This window comes from Paenibacillus sp. J2L1-98, assembly GCF_056269405.1.
This window is the reverse complement of sequence record NZ_JBWDNW010000009.1, coordinates 101,008-116,219: the sequence shown is the minus strand read 5'-3', so window position 1 is coordinate 116,219 and position 15,212 is coordinate 101,008. Positions and strand designations below refer to the sequence as shown.

Here is a 15,212-nt window from a genome sequence, read left to right as displayed (position 1 = left end):
TCTTATCTGTCGTATGCACTTTGATAAAGCTCAGCGATACGGTCGCCGCCCATTTTTTTAATCTGATCCAGGTACTTGTCCCAATTGGACAGCGATTCCTGGCCGGTTACGAACTTCGCTTCCATCTGCTGCACGTACGTGTTCAGATCGGATAACAAAGCAGAAGCCTCCGTTTGCTCTTCATTCGTCAAGTAAACGTTAGGGAACGGAGCTTTGCCGATCGGCGTCAGTTTTTCTGCGTTTTGCTTATCGATCCATAAGTCGAAATCGCTGCGAAGTCCTACGGCAAGCTCGCTTGAGCTCATGCCCGGCGTCAGGATGCCATAGTTCGGCGTGATCGTTCCGCGGTATTCTTCACGGTCGCCGCCGCCCGGAACGGGAAGCCATTCTTTCTCGTGCGTTTCTTTATTTTTATATTTCCAAAGCAGGTTCTCCGGACCCTGATTGAACAAAGTAGCCCCTTCATAGCTGTACAGGTAATCTACCCAACGCATCGTAGCTTCCGGAGACGGGTTGCTGCTCGTGATGGCGAAAGTGCCGTTTGCAGAAATGCCGGGATGCTTGCCATAGACCGGTGAGCCGGCAATTTCACTCTTCACAGGCGTCATCAGCGGATTGTCTCCGCTTGGCTCGCCGCCTAGCGTAAAGTAAGGGAAATAGTCATTGAACAATGCGATTTGATTGTTTTTCCCTTTCGCCTTCTTCTGTTCGTCCGTTTGCGAGAATGTCTCATGGTCAAGCAGATCCTCTTTCCAGAGACGGTTCAGGAATGTCAAATATCCTTTGTATCCCTCTTCTTGAGGCGTGTAATGCACTTTGCCTTCCTTATCGGCATAGACGACCTCATCGTAGATGCCCCAGAAGCCAAGGAAGTACATCCGCAAATCGTCCAGTTTAACGGAGGTGAGCGGAATTTCATCCTTCTTCCCGTTCCCGTTCGCATCTTCATCCTTAACGCGCTTCAGATAGGCGTACAGTTCTTCTGTCGTCTTAGGCTCTGCCGCTCCGAGCGATTTCAGAAACTTGCCGTTATACCACATCGGTCCGCGGTACCATACTGCCGCCAAATCGACGTTCGGCAGCGCATAAATGTGACCGTCCGGCGTTGTGAACGACTTGCGGATATCCGGATGATCGTCAAAAATTTTCTTGATGTTCGGCGCATAGCCTTCATCAATGTATTTTTCAAGAGGAATAAGTACGCCTTGAGAACCGTAAGTAACTTGTTCTGCCGGTTTAAGATCCGCAGCATAGAACATATCCGGCAAGTCTCCGCTGGCAAATACAAGATTTTTCTTCGTTGCAAAGCTGTCGAGCGGGGCGTTCTGGAATTGAAGCTTGATGCCTGTTAATTTCTCCATCTCTTGCAGTACGGGCATTTTGTTCCAATCGGCAACGCCGACATCCTGAGACATCATCTTGAGCGTAAGCGGCTCGCTGACAATCGGATACCCTTCTTTACTGACCCCTTTAGACTCGTTGGATGTCGACGTTTCGGCAGCGGTATTGCCGCCACTCGTCTTACCCTCATCGTTCGGTGAGCCGCATGCCGTAACTACTGAGACGAGCAGCGTGAGACTGAGCAGAAGCGATGATGCTTTATGAAGCTTTTTCATCAAAAACCCTCTCCCTTTTTAATATCATTTATGAGCAAGATCAGCCCTTAACGGAACCGATCATGACACCTTGCACAAAGTAACGCTGAAGGAACGGATAAATGGCGATAATCGGCGCAGTCGCTACGATAATAACGGCGTATTTGACCAGCGCGGCTATTTCTGCCTTATTGTTGAGGGCCGACGCCGTTGAAGCGTCCATTCCTGCCCCGCCCTGAGCAGACATTTCCTGCAGGACAAGAATTTGACGCAGCACAAGCTGCAGAGGGTATTTCGCAGCATCGTTCAAATAGATAAGTGCCGAGAAATAGCTGTTCCAGTTACCCACGCCGTAGAACAAAGCCATAACCGCGATAATCGGCATCGATAACGGCAAAATAATTTTAATGAACAGCCGCATATTCGTGCACCCGTCGATCTGTGCAGCCTCTTGCAGCTCTTTCGGAATCGAAGACTGAAAGAATGTGCGGGATACAATGATGTTCCAGATCGATGCGGCTGAAGGGATCACAATCGCCCACATCGAGTCGATCATCCCTAACTCTTTGACAAGCAGATAGCTTGGCACAAGGCCGCCGCCGAAAAACATAGTGACCATGAACATACCCATAAAAAAGTTGCGTCCTACAAAATCTTTACGGCTTAGCGCATAGGCCGCAGGCAGCGTAACGAATAAATTGACCGCTGTTCCGACCACCGTATAGAGAATGGTGTTGCCGTATCCCGTCCAAATACTCTCGTTCTGAAACACCCGCTGATAGCCTTCAAACGTTATGCCTTTCGGCCACAGCCACATTTCACCGGAACCGACTAACTTCGGATCGCTGATGGAAGCGCTGATCATATAAATGACAGGATAAGCTACAATGATAAAGGCAAGGAATACATAAATATAGTTGCAAATCAGAAATAGTTTATCCCGTCCGGTTTCTTTTACGGCTGAAGTCATCGGTCACACCTCCTTTTTCTACCACAAGCTGTTTTCATTCGTACGCCGGACGATCTGATTCACCACAACTAACACAATCGCATTAATTACGGAATTGAACAAGCCGATCGCCGTTGAGAAGCTGTACTGGGCATCCACAAGCCCCGAACGATACACGAAAGTCGAAATGACATCCGATGATTCCATGTTTAGCGAGTTTTGCAGCAATAGTATTTTCTCAAATCCTACCCCAAGCAGACTTCCCATATTCAGAATCAATAGAATCGTCATCGTTGGGATAAGCGTCGGGATGTTAATGTGGCGAACACGCTGGAATCGTGAGGCTCCATCAATAATCGCCGCTTCATGCAAACCCGGGTCTACCCCGGAAAGCGCTGCTAAATAAATAATTGTACCCCAGCCTGCGCTTTGCCAGACACCCGAGAAAACATACATTGTTTTGAACCACTGAGGGTCCGTCAGGAAATCAGGCGAGTCAAAGCCGAGCCATTCAATAATATGTGTGACAATTCCCGTCGAAGGCGACAAGAACGTAATGATCATCCCCGCCATAACGACAACAGAAATAAAATGCGGCGCATAAGTGACGGTCTGGGCCATCCGTTTAAAGAAGCCGCTCTTCAACTCGTTGAAAGCCAGCGCCAGAATAATCGGAATCGGAAACCCGATGGCGAGTTCATACAGGCTAATACTCAAAGTGTTCCACAGCAAGTCCCAAAAATAATAAGAATTAAAGAATCGGACAAAATGATCGACCCCAACCCAAGGGCTTCCGAAAATCCCTTTTGTAGGTATGAAGTTTTTAAACGCAATTTGAATGCCGTACATCGGACCGTAAGAAAAGATAAGAAAGTAGAAAAATGCGGGTGCAATGAATAGATAAAGCTCCCAATTCTGAACAACCCTTCTCCACACTCTGTTCTTCGCCGTATCCGGTTCCGGAAGCAAGCTGCCCGTTACAATACCTTTAGCCTCCTGCATAGCATCACCCCTTCCCGGTTTCGTTATTGTTGTTAACTTCGTGATTAGCGACAGATTCGATACATGCTATCGCTTACAAATCCAACGATAGCCGACAATTGGAGAATCCGTAAATATGTCATTTTCAACTACGGATGAAAGCGCATACTACAGTGAGAAAGCGCTTGATGGCAAACTACTCCGATTATTCTGACAATAGCGATTATGTGTCATTTTTGTCCTAAAAACCCCCGTTTATCGCCCTCCGCAAATAATACCAATCGTATTAGAGCGGGTAGACAAGCCTTCAGCATAGGCGAAAATTGATTAGTCAAGAATGACATGTATGCGTTTTCATGAAATCTAATGAATAGAATTAATGTGACAAAAACACGCAAAAAAAAAAGGCTCCGCAAAAGTTCGGTGAACTCTTGCGAAGCTTCGGGTTTTTAATTTAATAATCAAAAAGAACCTTGCGTCCTACCATTCAGCCACCGATCCGTCCTTATGTCTCCAAATCGGATTTCTCCACCGATGCGGGGATTCCGACGCCATTCTACGGACGTACTCCTCATTAACTGTAATACCGAGTCCCGGGCCCTGCGGAATTTTCACATGCCCATCCTCGTAGGAGAATACGCCGGGGTCCGTTATATAATCCAGCAGATCATTCCCTTGGTTATAATGAATACCGAGGCTCTGTTCTTGAATGACTGCATTGTGAGCTGTTGCGTCAACTTGCAGACAGGCAGCTAGTGCAATCGGGCCTAAAGGACAATGAGGGGCTACTGCAACATCATAAGCCTCCGCCATCGCAAAGATTTTCTTACACTCTGTAATTCCACCTGCATGCGATAAATCCGGTTGAATAATATCCACATAGCCATCTTCCAGCAATGATTTGAAATCCCAGCGTGTGAACATTCTTTCACCCGTCGCAATCGGCGCACTTGTATGATTGGCAATATCCCGGAGTGCCTCGTTATTTTCCGGAAGCACGGGTTCTTCGATAAACATCAGCCTGTAAGGCTCCAATGCTTTGGCAAGTACCTTAGCCATTGGTTTATGAATACGACCGTGAAAATCCACACCAATGCCAAAGTCTGAACCGGTGGCAGCACGGATCGCTGCTACCCGTTCCACGACCTGATCCACCTTTTGATAGCTATCAATATATTGCATCTCTTCTGTAGCGTTCATCTTAATAGCAGTAAAGCCTGCCTGCTGCTTCTCCAATGCCGCTTGTCCGACATCACTCGGTCGATCCCCGCCGATCCAGGAATAGACACGCATCGAATCCCTGCATGCCCCGCCCAGCAGCTGATAGATTGGAGCATTGAAATATTTCCCTTTAATATCCCACAACGCCTGATCGATCCCGGCGATCGCACTCATCAGTATGGATCCGCCACGATAGAACCCGCCACGGTACATCACTTGCCAATGATCTTCAATGCGAAGCGGATCTTTCCCGATTAACAGATCCATGAGCTCATCTACAGCCGCTTGTACCGTATGAGCTTTGCCTTCAATTACGGGCTCTCCCCATCCAACAATTCCTTCATCCGTTTCAATTTTTAAGAACAGCCAACGGGGTGGTACGATAAAAGTCTCAAACTTAGTAATTTTCAAAGTTACCCTCTCCCTATTCTCTGGCTTTTTTGATTTCCAGTCTGAATTGTCTGGCTAAATCTGTAAGCACATCGTACCGTTCCTCTTCAATCGCTCTCTTGTCCGTTAATGAACTCCCTATTCCGACGGCCACAGCGCCTGCGCGAATAAATGGTCCTACATTGTCCAAAGTAACTCCGCCCGTTGGCATCATCGGAATATGTCCGAGCGGAGCCGACAGCTCTTTTATATAGTTGACACCCAGTGAGGAGCCCGGGAATATTTTAAGCACGTCTGCACCGTATTGATACCCCTTCGCGATTTCTGTCGGTGTCATGACCCCTGGAATCGAGATCCGCCCATATCGATTGGTCAGACGGATCGTAGCTTCATCCAGGATCGGTGAGAAAATAAAATCAGCTCCAGCTTCGATCGCTGCCTTCGCTGTTTGTTCATCTAATACTGTACCTGCGCCAACCAGGGCTTTACCTTCGTATCGCTCTTTCAACTGAGCAATGATTTCATATGCCCTGTCTGTATCAACCGTAACCTCTAGCGCTCCAACGCCGCCTGAGACCAGCGCATCCGTAATCTGAATGACCTTGTTATACGGAGGCTTACGAATGACTGCAACGATGCCGGAATCCTTTAACTGCTGCAGCTTTTCCTTTTTGTTCATGATGATTTCACCTCAAACAGAACCATGGATTCTCCAAAAGTAACGGCTTCCATCCTATCCTCCTCCTCTGCTGCAACGGCGGGCACCCTTTTATAGATCATATCTATATTTAATAATTCTTATTTTAATACATATAGATATGATCTAACAAGAGGGATAAACTTGTAATCACTCATTTAATCACTTATTATCACATAAAGATCAGATCTTTAAGAAGGTATCATAGTATCTTTATTTCTAGCTGTCAATACGTAATTACTATTAGGTGGAGCTTGTTCGATTATGTTAATATAAACCTAATATGAAGATACACAGGGGATTGTTATGATGAAAAAAACGACCTTTACAATGACAATAGATGTACTTAAACAGAAAATTATTAGCGGGGAATGGCCGCCCGGATCACGTATACCAACGCTGCAAGAGATCTCTAAGGATCTGGCGGTTAGTATATCCACTGTAAGAGAAGCGCTGCGGACTCTGGAAAGCCAAGGAAACGTCAGCATCGAACATGGACGGGGAATGTATGTACGTAACGATCCATTGTTGTTGGAAGACCCTACTGCAAATCTTAAGGAACTGGGAGATATTTCTCTCGTTAAATTACTGGAAGCAAGATTGCTCATTGAACCAGAGCTCGCTGCCCTAAGTGCAGAACATGCTACGCGCTCCCAAGTCAAGCAGCTTCGTGCGCTGGCTGACTCCATGGTTAACCAGATGGAAGAAGGGGGGCCATTTCTGGATACCGATCTTTCCTTCCATCAGCTCATTGCAGAGTCAGCACAGCACCCTGTCCTATTTCGCATGCTGGAGTCCATCTATCCCCTTCTCTCCGAAGGTCGCAAGCAGACTAACACCTTGCCTCATATGCGTACCAAAGCATCCAATTATCACATCTTAATTGCGATCGCCATTGAGGAAAGGCACAGCGAGCAGGCAAGACAGCTCATGCATAGTCATATCTGCGACATGCTTGAAGCATTAAAGAAGTAACCAACTTACCTTCTGATTCAAATCTTGCTGCAGCTTCCGTCTTTCCCATTACTGCGCAATTCATAATAAAAAGGCTCCTCACGAAGTTCAATTTGAACTCATGAGAAGCCTTTTATTTGTTCGAGGTGGTTAAGCAGGGTTCCCTATTTAGGGAACCCTTGATGCATAAGGGTTTATCACCCTTATTACATCATGCCGCCCATTCCACCCATGCCACCCATATCAGGCATAGCTGGTTTGTCTTTCTCAGGCTTGTCGGCAACAACTGCTTCAGTTGTCAGGAACATCGCCGCAAACGACTATCTTATGTTAGATTGCAGTATCGTAAATCTCACCAAATCCTCGAAATGTAGTTACCTTATTTGGAACATCATTAATTACGAATCTAATATAACAATTGCTAGCTCCTTTAGTATCGCCATAAACATTAACTTGATATGCCTGACCTTTTTTCTCTCCAATTACATCGGTATATCCCCAAACTTGAATACCATACCATTTAACTTCAATAATATCATATCTAATTAAAGGTATATCAGTGTCACCATTATCATTATACTGCTGAAGATTTAACAAAACACTGTAATTAGGAGCATTAATACTAAAATTATCACAAAGTGTTGTAAATTCTCTTCCATCAACTCGTTTTGAGAAACTCCATTGACATCTCATTGTGCTGCTTGATGACATTAAAGATGAATTAGCTGATTCATAAACACCAGTATCAATCACTTTAAAGTTTTCATTTTCATTTAATACATCTGCTGATATTTTGATTTTCCAGTTTGTATTATTCTTTACTACTGTGAAAGGGACATTTGCTATCCCTTGATTTTTAAAATTCAATTGAACAACAAATTCATAATGCATACTTGATATCAATTTTTCACTTAAAATAACAAATGAAACAGGTTTTTTATGATCGTCAATCATTGTTTCTTGATATTTAAATTCCTTTTCCGAACTACTTTCGTAACGCTCGTCAAGAGTTAAACTACTTAATTTTTTATAATTCCCATCTATAGCAGCAGTTAAATATTCCTCTAAAACAATATAAGGTTTTGTGGAAGATTGATTCGAAGCTGTTGCAAATACATTAGTTGTTAGGGAAAACAACATAATAATTAACAATATAGAAATTTTATATATTTTCATTAGTATGAGACACTCCTATTAAAATATACTAAAAATTATGCGTTATACTTATTACTAATACTTTCTTTAATTTCATTCAGATGATGAATTAACTTTGTAGGGACTGAAAATTTATATTTTTGCATCATCATGTAATAGTATTCCGCAGATTGAATTAATGATTGAATGAAGGCTTCTTCATTTAAAACAAATGACTTAACTACTGCATTACCATTTACTCCATCAAATCTTAAAGTAACCTCAATATCAATGAGTCCTACATGCTGAAATGAAATGACATAAGGATCAGTGCCGTAAATTGAATTACCATAATTAAAGTTACTATGAATATAATTTGATAGAGTACTAATGTAGCTTCTCCATAAGTCGTATCCCCAATTACTGAATCCAAGCTTAATTTCATTATCAACATTAATAACAATAGCCATATTAAAATCATTACTATCCTTATAACTGTTTCTGGAGTGTAAGACATTAATAATATTTGTTTCGTCAATGCTAGTAAAGCACTTATCCAGCATTTTTTCATCTGATTTTTGTGCATGGAAATTCTGAAGAGTTTGCTGAGACAAAAGCAAAAAAGTACTTATTTTTATCATAAGACCTCCAGAAAGATAATTAAGATTTTTAAGATTAGGGGTATCCGGAAAACCAATGGCTTTCCGGATAATAAAATTTTTAATGTTACTGTGATTCTGCCACATTCCAACCAAGAGGATAAATAGTCACAACTTCTAAATCAGGACTAATAACAACTCGATATTGCTTATTATTGTATTCTCCATCAACTGCAACATTTGATGTTCTGTTTGCTGTTACTTTATTTTTATTATCATTTGTTTGATTAATGATTACAGCTGCAATAGCAATTATGTCTTGCATAGTAGTTGTATCATCAAAAAATGAATTATATTCTCCATACCCTTGCCCGGTCCAATATTTAGGATGATGTTTCGATAAAATATGTTCCATCCCCCTAGCTTCAGTACCGAATTTAAAATCAACATAATACCCAGTACCAAGTACCCAAATTTCTTCTAAATTCGAGTTAGAAGGGTTTAACCATGATATACCATCAAATTCAGCTTCTATAGCATTTTCAACGTAGTTTTCAGTAACTTTATTATATGTTTTTGTAGCACCATAAAGTATTTTAGCTGCTGTCATAATAATTCTTAAGATGCTTTTTGTTTCAAATTGACTTTGTTCTTGAGAAGATGATTCTGCATTCGAGATAATATCTAATGTTCTTTGCTTAATTTCCTCTGTCACAATTCGTTGGTTAGTATCTTCCGCAATACTAGCTTTAGCAAAAGATACATGTGGTAACATAGTAACTGTTAGTATAGAAAATGAAATAATAGCTATTAAAAGTCTTTTCTTAAACAAATTAATGCCTCCCTAAATGTTAAATACGAAAATAAATTTTGTTGGCCAACTTATTTATTTCATTACCAAACAGTACCATATCTTATCATTGATGTAAATTATTTTTGTAAATTTGTACCTATAGAATCATTTATAGGGCATTAGTGGGCATCGTATAAAATAAGTGCAAAGTTTAATAATCAACGGATTCTCTTTTTTAATTAATTTTGACGATAAATGCTTCTCTATTATCGTTAATAAAATGTTTTTTACATTAAAATGAAAATGAACTCTAATAGAATAACATAAATTTAATACATTAGATCCAAAAATAAGATTAGTAATTTCCGATATGAGTTTTGCGCTCCTCAAACCACAACAACACTCTAGCGAACAATAATTTCATCATAGTATCAGAGCAACAAACAGGCCCTTTATAACCCTATCACTTATAATCCACTTAGGTAGCTGTTCTCGCCGTTAACTTTACTTTATTAGGAAATGCAATAATATTTCCTTGAATTCCAACGATTATATGGTGAAATAGGTAATATATCTCAGGATTAAACAAACAAAAAGAGAAGATGGAACTACATAGCTCCTGAACTTTAAGCCATTTCCCAGCTGCCTGTATGCTATTACTTTCTACAAGTTCTAGTTCTTCTTCATTTAAAAATATGTTTTGCTTTGTTATGTTCTTAAACCGTCTGTCATCCAAAAAATCCTGATAAGCAAATTTTAACAACATAAAAAAGACTACCTCCTGTTTTTAGGAAGTAGTCTACACTTTAGAAAATATTTTTTTCGTGACCAGTTCTCAGACTGGGCTGAAATAGTCTAGACTATTTCACAAATGTAAGGGCTGAAACCCTACATCATGCCGCCCATTCCACCCATACCGCCCATATCAGGCATAGCCGGTTTGTCTTTCTCTGGCTTGTCGGCAACAACTGCTTCAGTTGTCAGGAACATAGCCGCAACGGAAGCTGCGTTTTGCAGTGCGGAACGCGTTACTTTAGCAGGGTCAACGATACCTGCTTCGAACATGTTCACCCATGCGCCAGTAGCTGCGTTGTAGCCTACACCGATTTTTTCGTTTTTCAGACGCTCAACGATAACGGAGCCTTCTTGGCCTGCGTTAGCTGCGATTGTGCGGATCGGCTCTTCAAGGGAACGAAGAACGATGTTAACGCCTGTTTGCTCGTCGCCATCTGCTTTAACAGCAGCAACAGCGCTGTATACATTAATTAGAGCTGTACCGCCGCCCGATACGATACCTTCTTCAACCGCTGCACGAGTGGAGTTGAGGGCATCTTCGATGCGGAGCTTGCGCTCTTTCAATTCTGTTTCTGTAGCTGCGCCGACTTTGATTACTGCTACGCCGCCGGACAGTTTTGCAAGACGCTCTTGAAGCTTCTCACGATCGAAGTCGGAAGTTGTTTCTTCCAGTTGAGCGCGGATTTGGTTCACGCGTGCAACGATGTCAGCGGAGTTGCCGCTGCCGTCAACGATAATTGTCGTTTCTTTAGTAATGCGGATTTGACGAGCGGAACCCAGCGATTCAACGCCAGTCGATTTCAGCTCAAGACCGAGTTCTTCTGTAATGACTTGGCCGCCTGTTAGAGCAGCGATATCTTGAAGCATAGCTTTACGACGGTCACCGAAGCCTGGAGCTTTAACCGCTACGCAAGTGAATGTTCCACGAAGCTTGTTCACTACTAGTGTAGCTTGAGCTTCGCCTTCAACGTCTTCAGCAATGATCAGCAATTGTTTGCCGGATTGAACGACTTTCTCAAGAACCGGAAGGATCTCTTGAATGCTCGTAATTTTTTTGTCAGTGATAAGAATGTAAGGGTTGTCGAGAACCGCTTCCATTTTATCTGTATCTGTGATCATGTATGGAGATACATAACCGCGGTCGAATTGCATACCTTCAACCACTTCAAGCTCTGTAACGAAGCCTTTCGACTCTTCTACAGTGATAACGCCGTCGTTGCCGACTTTCTCCATTGCTTCTGCGATCAATTGGCCTACTTCATCGTCAGCGGACGAGATCGAAGCAACTTGTGCGATCGACTGTTTGCCTTCGATAGGTTTCGAGATTGCTTTCAGCTCTTCAACAGCAGCCTTAACCGCTTTCTCGATGCCTTTGCGGATAACCATAGGGTTAGCGCCAGCCGTTACGTTTTTCAAGCCTTCGCGAATCATCGCTTGTGCAAGAACAGTAGCGGTAGTCGTACCGTCACCTGCTACGTCGTTAGTTTTTGTTGCTACTTCTTTAACGAGTTGAGCGCCCATGTTTTCGAAAGCGTCCTCAAGCTCGATTTCTTTCGCGATGGATACGCCGTCATTTGTGATGAGCGGGCTTCCGAATTTTTTCTCAAGTACAACGTTACGTCCCTTTGGACCTAGTGTTACTTTAACTGCGTTTGCAAGTGCGTCAACTCCGCGCAGCATTGCGCGGCGAGCGTCTTCGCTGAATTTAATTTCCTTAGCCATTAACGTAAAACCTCCCAAAAATAGTTTAAGTAGAACTGCTTAGTCTTGCCTTCTATGTGTCCCGGAGCGGGCTTCTATTCGAAAATCGCGTGAATTTCGCTTTCTTTCATAATCAAATACTCTTTGCCTTCGTATTTGATTTCAGTACCTGCATATTTGGAGAAAAGAACGCGGTCGCCTTCTTTAACTTCCAAAGCAACACGAACGCCATCTTTCAGCGTACCGCTGCCAACTGCTACCACTTTACCTTCTTGCGGCTTTTCTTTCGCCGAATCCGGCAATACGATACCGCTAGCGGTTGTTTCTTCTTTCGCGATTGCTTCGATCAATACGCGTTCACCCAAAGGTTTGATCATTGAAAATAGCCTCCTTCAATATTTGTCGCTTCTTTTATTCTCGTTAGCACTCGTAACCTTCAAGTGCTAACAACTATGTTTATCATACTCATTTTCAATGTTAATTTCAAGTGCTTGGTTTTAATTTTCCGTTAATTTACACTATCCCCAATGCAGCAGCAATCATTCCCGTTTCATCCTTCCGTTAAACCGTTCACGCGAATCCCATTCCCGCCGGAGAACACCCGAATATTATCTCGAACCAACTCTCGTTCCAAGAGGTCAGAATCAAGCGCAGCCTGACAGCGGCAAAAAAAAGTGCTATCTCAAAAGGTCTAAAAACCTGAGAGACAGCACTTATTGAATTTGTAAGCGGGTGATGATGTAAAAAGTGAGTGATGCAGTTTCATTTCACTAAACTAAATCGCGCTCAGGGCGGGAGTACGGCCGATTAGCTCTATTTTGTAAAATTAATCGGTCATTTTTAGAAGCTGCTCTCCTAAAACGCTGTTTAAATAGGTAAAATCACACTAAACCGCCGTTATCGGATAGCGAACGGTAATTAGTTTCAAAAAATCGAATTAAACCGCCGCCCTCCGACGAACGATGCCTAAGCCCGAAAAAAGCCCCTGCAGTCATTTGGCTTCTGAGACAGTCCCTGCTTCTCAAGTCTACTTCAAAGCCGTGTCTATGCCAAAAGCTTGTCCCGACCATGCCTTCTTCGAAGTCCAGGCCTCTTCTGCGCCGCTCCAGAACGGATGCTCGCCCGGCAGGCCCAGAGGCAAAAATACCTCGGAGCATAAATAAAGGCTTCCCGTCGAAATGTAACGCTCGCCAATACCCGGCTGGTGCCCGCAAAAGCCGATCGTCAGCCAGCCTTCCGGCGTAAAGTTGCCAGGCATGTCCAGCGTGCGGCGAATGACTGCCGTCAATGCGCAGCGCACCTGCGGGGCACTGACGCCTTCCGGCAATGCTTCAAGCAAGGCGCTTTGGGCTAAACTCTGGAAGGCGCCGAAGCGGTAAGCCAGCGATCTTCCAATTGGCGGATACGTTCCATCAGGTGCAATAAAACGCTCCAGCACGGCCGCATAGCGCCGGGCACGGTCCGTTACCGCAGGCCGCATCGCGTCCCATTCCCCGTATTGACCGCCTACCGCGGCAAGCACATCGACCAGCATCGGCTGGATAACGAAGCTGTTGTAATAATCCCAGTGGAATTCCGGTCCGTCTCCATAGGCTCCATCACCCAAATACCACTGCTCATGCTGCTTTAAAGCGTAGTCGATCCGCATAGGGTCCCAGTCGCTTTCCCCAAACTTAAACAGAGCCGCCTCGATCGTTGCCGCAAATAACAGCCAGTTCGAGAAAAAAGGCTTCCTCGTCCGCGTTTGCTTCAACGCTGCAATCACATTCAATTTCACGCGCTGCGCAAGCTTTTCCCATAGTTCTACAGGCGCCCGCAAAATCGCTTGCGCCAAAAATGCCGCGTCGACAATCGGCTGAAAGCCTTCGCTAAAGTTCATGTAATCCGGCGATCCCGGATCGGTGCCGGCATCTATGGCCTCTCGGGCAAGCACAGCATAAAGGCTGCGCTTCTCCTCCTCGGCCCCGGAAATCTGCCGGTTCTCAAGCCATGGAGCCATGCCGGACAGGAGCCGTCCAAGCGCCTCCAAATGCGTATATTTAGCCCGGTCAGCCAAAAGCGCCGCCGATGCTTCAGCCTTTTCCGCTTCATTCGCTCCGGCAGTCTCCGCGATTTCAATCGGCATCCGCTCTTTGAGACGGCGCTCGGCAAGCGACGTGAGTACAGGATTGCTAATAGCTAACAGCTGCTCCAGCCAATATTCGCGATCAGGGAGCTGACTGTCAGTCTGTGGTCTGTTATTCAATGTCAATCGTCCTCCGTTCTACCAGAAAGTTGCGGCATTTCCTCTTAGCCGCGCCAAACCTTCTACAAAGAAATAATCGCCGTATATTAGCGGCACATCAATATTTCTCCGCTCAGGGTAATGGCTTGTCCCATGCAGGATCAAGCCCTCTTCCGCCTGATTGTCCCAAGCCCCGTAGTTCTCGTACATGGAGCGCAGTATTCTCTCTCCGGCCGCTTGGTACAGCTCCGACTCCTCCTCCGGGACCGCTCGCGCAATCTCAAGCAAGCCGCAGGCCGCGCAAGCGCCTGCCGATGTGTCGCGGTAACGATCAACACCCGAAGGCAAACGGAAATCCCAATGCGGCACCGAATCCTCGGGCAAGTTCGCAAGGAAGAAATGCGCAACCCGCTTCGCGGCTTCCAGGTATCTGCTCTCACCTGTATACCGGTAGCTAAGCGCCATTCCGTAAATCGCCCACGACGCGCCGCGCGACCAAGCCGAATTCGGCGCAAAGCCTTGCCCGCCGTTTACGCTTTCGAATTCACCGGTTTGCGGATCAAAGATCACGATATGATTGACCGAGCCATCCGTCCGGATAAAATAATTCAGCACCGTATCCGCATGCGCCATCGCCAAATGCTTAAATCTCGGATCGCCGGTCGTTTCGCTGGCCCAGTAGAGCAAAGGTAAATTCATCATGCAATCAATGATGGCCCAGCCTTCGTTGCGGTCGTCTTCGCTCCACGGATTCCATGCTCTTATATAATTTCCTTTTACATTAAAACGGCCGCTCAATACGCTCGCAGCAAGCAGAGCGCGTCTGCGCGACTGCTCTTCGCCCAGCAGCTTATAGCGGGCTACGCTCGTAAGCGACCACATAAAGCCGATATCATGATCCAATCGGTCATACCCGGCCAGCACCTCATCGAGCTGCTGCTCGCATGACTCGGCAATGTCCTTATAGCGGTCATCCATCGACTCCGAATCGCGATACAACAGCCAAAGCAATCCCGGCCAGAAGCCTGCCGTCCACCAATGGGGCGCTTCCAGCACATAGGTCCCATCCACGCTTGCATGCGGAAATCTTGCGCCAATGCGGCTGCTCGTTCTCGTTACCTTCTCATGTACTTTCTCCCAAGCGTCATTTACCCAATTGATCTGTTCCATGTCCAATAT

14 protein-coding genes and 1 pseudogene are annotated in these 15,212 nt (G+C 44.8%); 1 reads left to right on the top strand and 14 read right to left on the bottom strand.

The features are described from left to right. Positions 1-2: 2 nt before the first annotated feature. From AC0YNZ_RS17790 to AC0YNZ_RS17770, 5 genes are all read right to left on the bottom strand, one after another. Positions 3-1,616: an extracellular solute-binding protein gene (locus tag AC0YNZ_RS17790; RefSeq protein ID WP_475827887.1), complete on the bottom strand. Its 1,614-nt coding sequence runs from the start codon at positions 1,614-1,616 to the stop codon at positions 3-5. Between the two features lie 40 nt (positions 1,617-1,656). Further along, positions 1,657-2,565 carry a carbohydrate ABC transporter permease gene (locus AC0YNZ_RS17785; protein WP_475827886.1) on the bottom strand — a complete coding sequence of 303 codons (909 nt, stop codon included), beginning with the start codon at positions 2,563-2,565 and terminating at the stop codon, positions 1,657-1,659. Positions 2,566-2,583: 18 nt separating this feature from the next. Continuing rightward, on the bottom strand, positions 2,584-3,546 hold the full coding sequence (locus AC0YNZ_RS17780) for an ABC transporter permease (protein ID WP_475827885.1): 963 nt from the start codon (positions 3,544-3,546) through the stop codon (positions 2,584-2,586). Between the two features lie 459 nt (positions 3,547-4,005). Next, positions 4,006-5,157, bottom strand: coding sequence for a galactonate dehydratase (dgoD, locus tag AC0YNZ_RS17775; protein WP_475827884.1), 1,152 nt, complete (start codon positions 5,155-5,157; stop codon positions 4,006-4,008). Positions 5,158-5,170: 13 nt separating this feature from the next. Then, positions 5,171-5,815 (bottom strand): bifunctional 4-hydroxy-2-oxoglutarate aldolase/2-dehydro-3-deoxy-phosphogluconate aldolase, encoded by a 645-nt coding sequence (locus tag AC0YNZ_RS17770; RefSeq protein WP_475827883.1) that lies wholly within the window; start codon positions 5,813-5,815, stop codon positions 5,171-5,173. A 324-nt stretch (positions 5,816-6,139) separates the two neighbouring features. On the opposite strand from AC0YNZ_RS17770, the gene AC0YNZ_RS17765 reads away from it, so the two are divergent. Further along, positions 6,140-6,808 (top strand): FadR/GntR family transcriptional regulator, encoded by a 669-nt coding sequence (locus AC0YNZ_RS17765; RefSeq protein WP_475827882.1) that lies wholly within the window; start codon positions 6,140-6,142, stop codon positions 6,806-6,808. Positions 6,809-6,993: 185 nt separating this feature from the next. Here the strand turns inward: AC0YNZ_RS17765 and AC0YNZ_RS17760 are convergent. The 9 genes and pseudogenes from AC0YNZ_RS17760 to AC0YNZ_RS17720 form a co-directional block, all read right to left on the bottom strand. Next, a pseudogene (locus tag AC0YNZ_RS17760) lies at positions 6,994-7,107 on the bottom strand (TCP-1/cpn60 chaperonin family protein); the annotation flags it as partial. A gap of 10 nt (positions 7,108-7,117) precedes the next feature. Then, positions 7,118-7,963, bottom strand: coding sequence for a hypothetical protein (locus AC0YNZ_RS17755; protein WP_475827881.1), 846 nt, complete (start codon positions 7,961-7,963; stop codon positions 7,118-7,120). A gap of 35 nt (positions 7,964-7,998) precedes the next feature. Then, positions 7,999-8,562, bottom strand: coding sequence for a hypothetical protein (locus tag AC0YNZ_RS17750; protein WP_475827880.1), 564 nt, complete (start codon positions 8,560-8,562; stop codon positions 7,999-8,001). A gap of 85 nt (positions 8,563-8,647) precedes the next feature. Continuing rightward, the gene (locus tag AC0YNZ_RS17745; RefSeq protein ID WP_475827879.1) at positions 8,648-9,352 is read right to left on the bottom strand and encodes an EndoU domain-containing protein; all 705 of its coding nucleotides are present in this window, start codon (positions 9,350-9,352) and stop codon (positions 8,648-8,650) included. A gap of 439 nt (positions 9,353-9,791) precedes the next feature. Further along, positions 9,792-10,079, bottom strand: coding sequence for a hypothetical protein (locus tag AC0YNZ_RS17740; RefSeq protein ID WP_475827878.1), 288 nt, complete (start codon positions 10,077-10,079; stop codon positions 9,792-9,794). Between the two features lie 122 nt (positions 10,080-10,201). Further along, positions 10,202-11,830: a chaperonin GroEL gene (groL, locus tag AC0YNZ_RS17735; RefSeq protein WP_110772567.1), complete on the bottom strand. Its 1,629-nt coding sequence runs from the start codon at positions 11,828-11,830 to the stop codon at positions 10,202-10,204. 74 nt (positions 11,831-11,904) lie between these two features. Continuing rightward, a complete protein-coding gene (gene groES / locus AC0YNZ_RS17730; protein ID WP_053374210.1) occupies positions 11,905-12,186 on the bottom strand; it encodes a co-chaperone GroES in 282 nt (93 codons plus the stop codon). A gap of 650 nt (positions 12,187-12,836) precedes the next feature. After that, complete coding sequence (locus AC0YNZ_RS17725; RefSeq protein WP_475827877.1) at positions 12,837-14,054, bottom strand: DUF2264 domain-containing protein; 1,218 nt, start codon at positions 14,052-14,054, stop codon at positions 12,837-12,839. 18 nt (positions 14,055-14,072) lie between these two features. Then, positions 14,073-15,203 (bottom strand): glycoside hydrolase family 88 protein, encoded by a 1,131-nt coding sequence (locus AC0YNZ_RS17720; RefSeq protein ID WP_475827976.1) that lies wholly within the window; start codon positions 15,201-15,203, stop codon positions 14,073-14,075. Between the last annotated feature and the right edge of the window lie 9 nt (positions 15,204-15,212).

What these genes read in the sequence shown, in the direction of transcription:
- AC0YNZ_RS17790 (WP_475827887.1), bottom strand. Translation starts at nt 1,616, where the DNA reads ATGAAAAAGCTTCATAAAGCATCATCGCTTCTGCTCAGTCTCACGCTG.
- AC0YNZ_RS17785 (WP_475827886.1), bottom strand. Translation starts at nt 2,565, where the DNA reads ATGACTTCAGCCGTAAAAGAAACCGGACGGGATAAACTATTTCTGATT.
- AC0YNZ_RS17780 (WP_475827885.1), bottom strand. Translation starts at nt 3,546, where the DNA reads ATGCAGGAGGCTAAAGGTATTGTAACGGGCAGCTTGCTTCCGGAACCG.
- AC0YNZ_RS17770 (WP_475827883.1), bottom strand. Translation starts at nt 5,815, where the DNA reads ATGAACAAAAAGGAAAAGCTGCAGCAGTTAAAGGATTCCGGCATCGTT.
- AC0YNZ_RS17765 (WP_475827882.1), top strand. Translation starts at nt 6,140, where the DNA reads ATGATGAAAAAAACGACCTTTACAATGACAATAGATGTACTTAAACAG.
- AC0YNZ_RS17755 (WP_475827881.1), bottom strand. Translation starts at nt 7,963, where the DNA reads ATGAAAATATATAAAATTTCTATATTGTTAATTATTATGTTGTTTTCC.
- AC0YNZ_RS17750 (WP_475827880.1), bottom strand. Translation starts at nt 8,562, where the DNA reads ATGATAAAAATAAGTACTTTTTTGCTTTTGTCTCAGCAAACTCTTCAG.
- AC0YNZ_RS17740 (WP_475827878.1), bottom strand. Translation starts at nt 10,079, where the DNA reads ATGTTGTTAAAATTTGCTTATCAGGATTTTTTGGATGACAGACGGTTT.
- groL (WP_110772567.1), bottom strand. Translation starts at nt 11,830, where the DNA reads ATGGCTAAGGAAATTAAATTCAGCGAAGACGCTCGCCGCGCAATGCTG.
- groES (WP_053374210.1), bottom strand. Translation starts at nt 12,186, where the DNA reads ATGATCAAACCTTTGGGTGAACGCGTATTGATCGAAGCAATCGCGAAA.
- AC0YNZ_RS17720 (WP_475827976.1), bottom strand. Translation starts at nt 15,203, where the DNA reads ATGGAACAGATCAATTGGGTAAATGACGCTTGGGAGAAAGTACATGAG.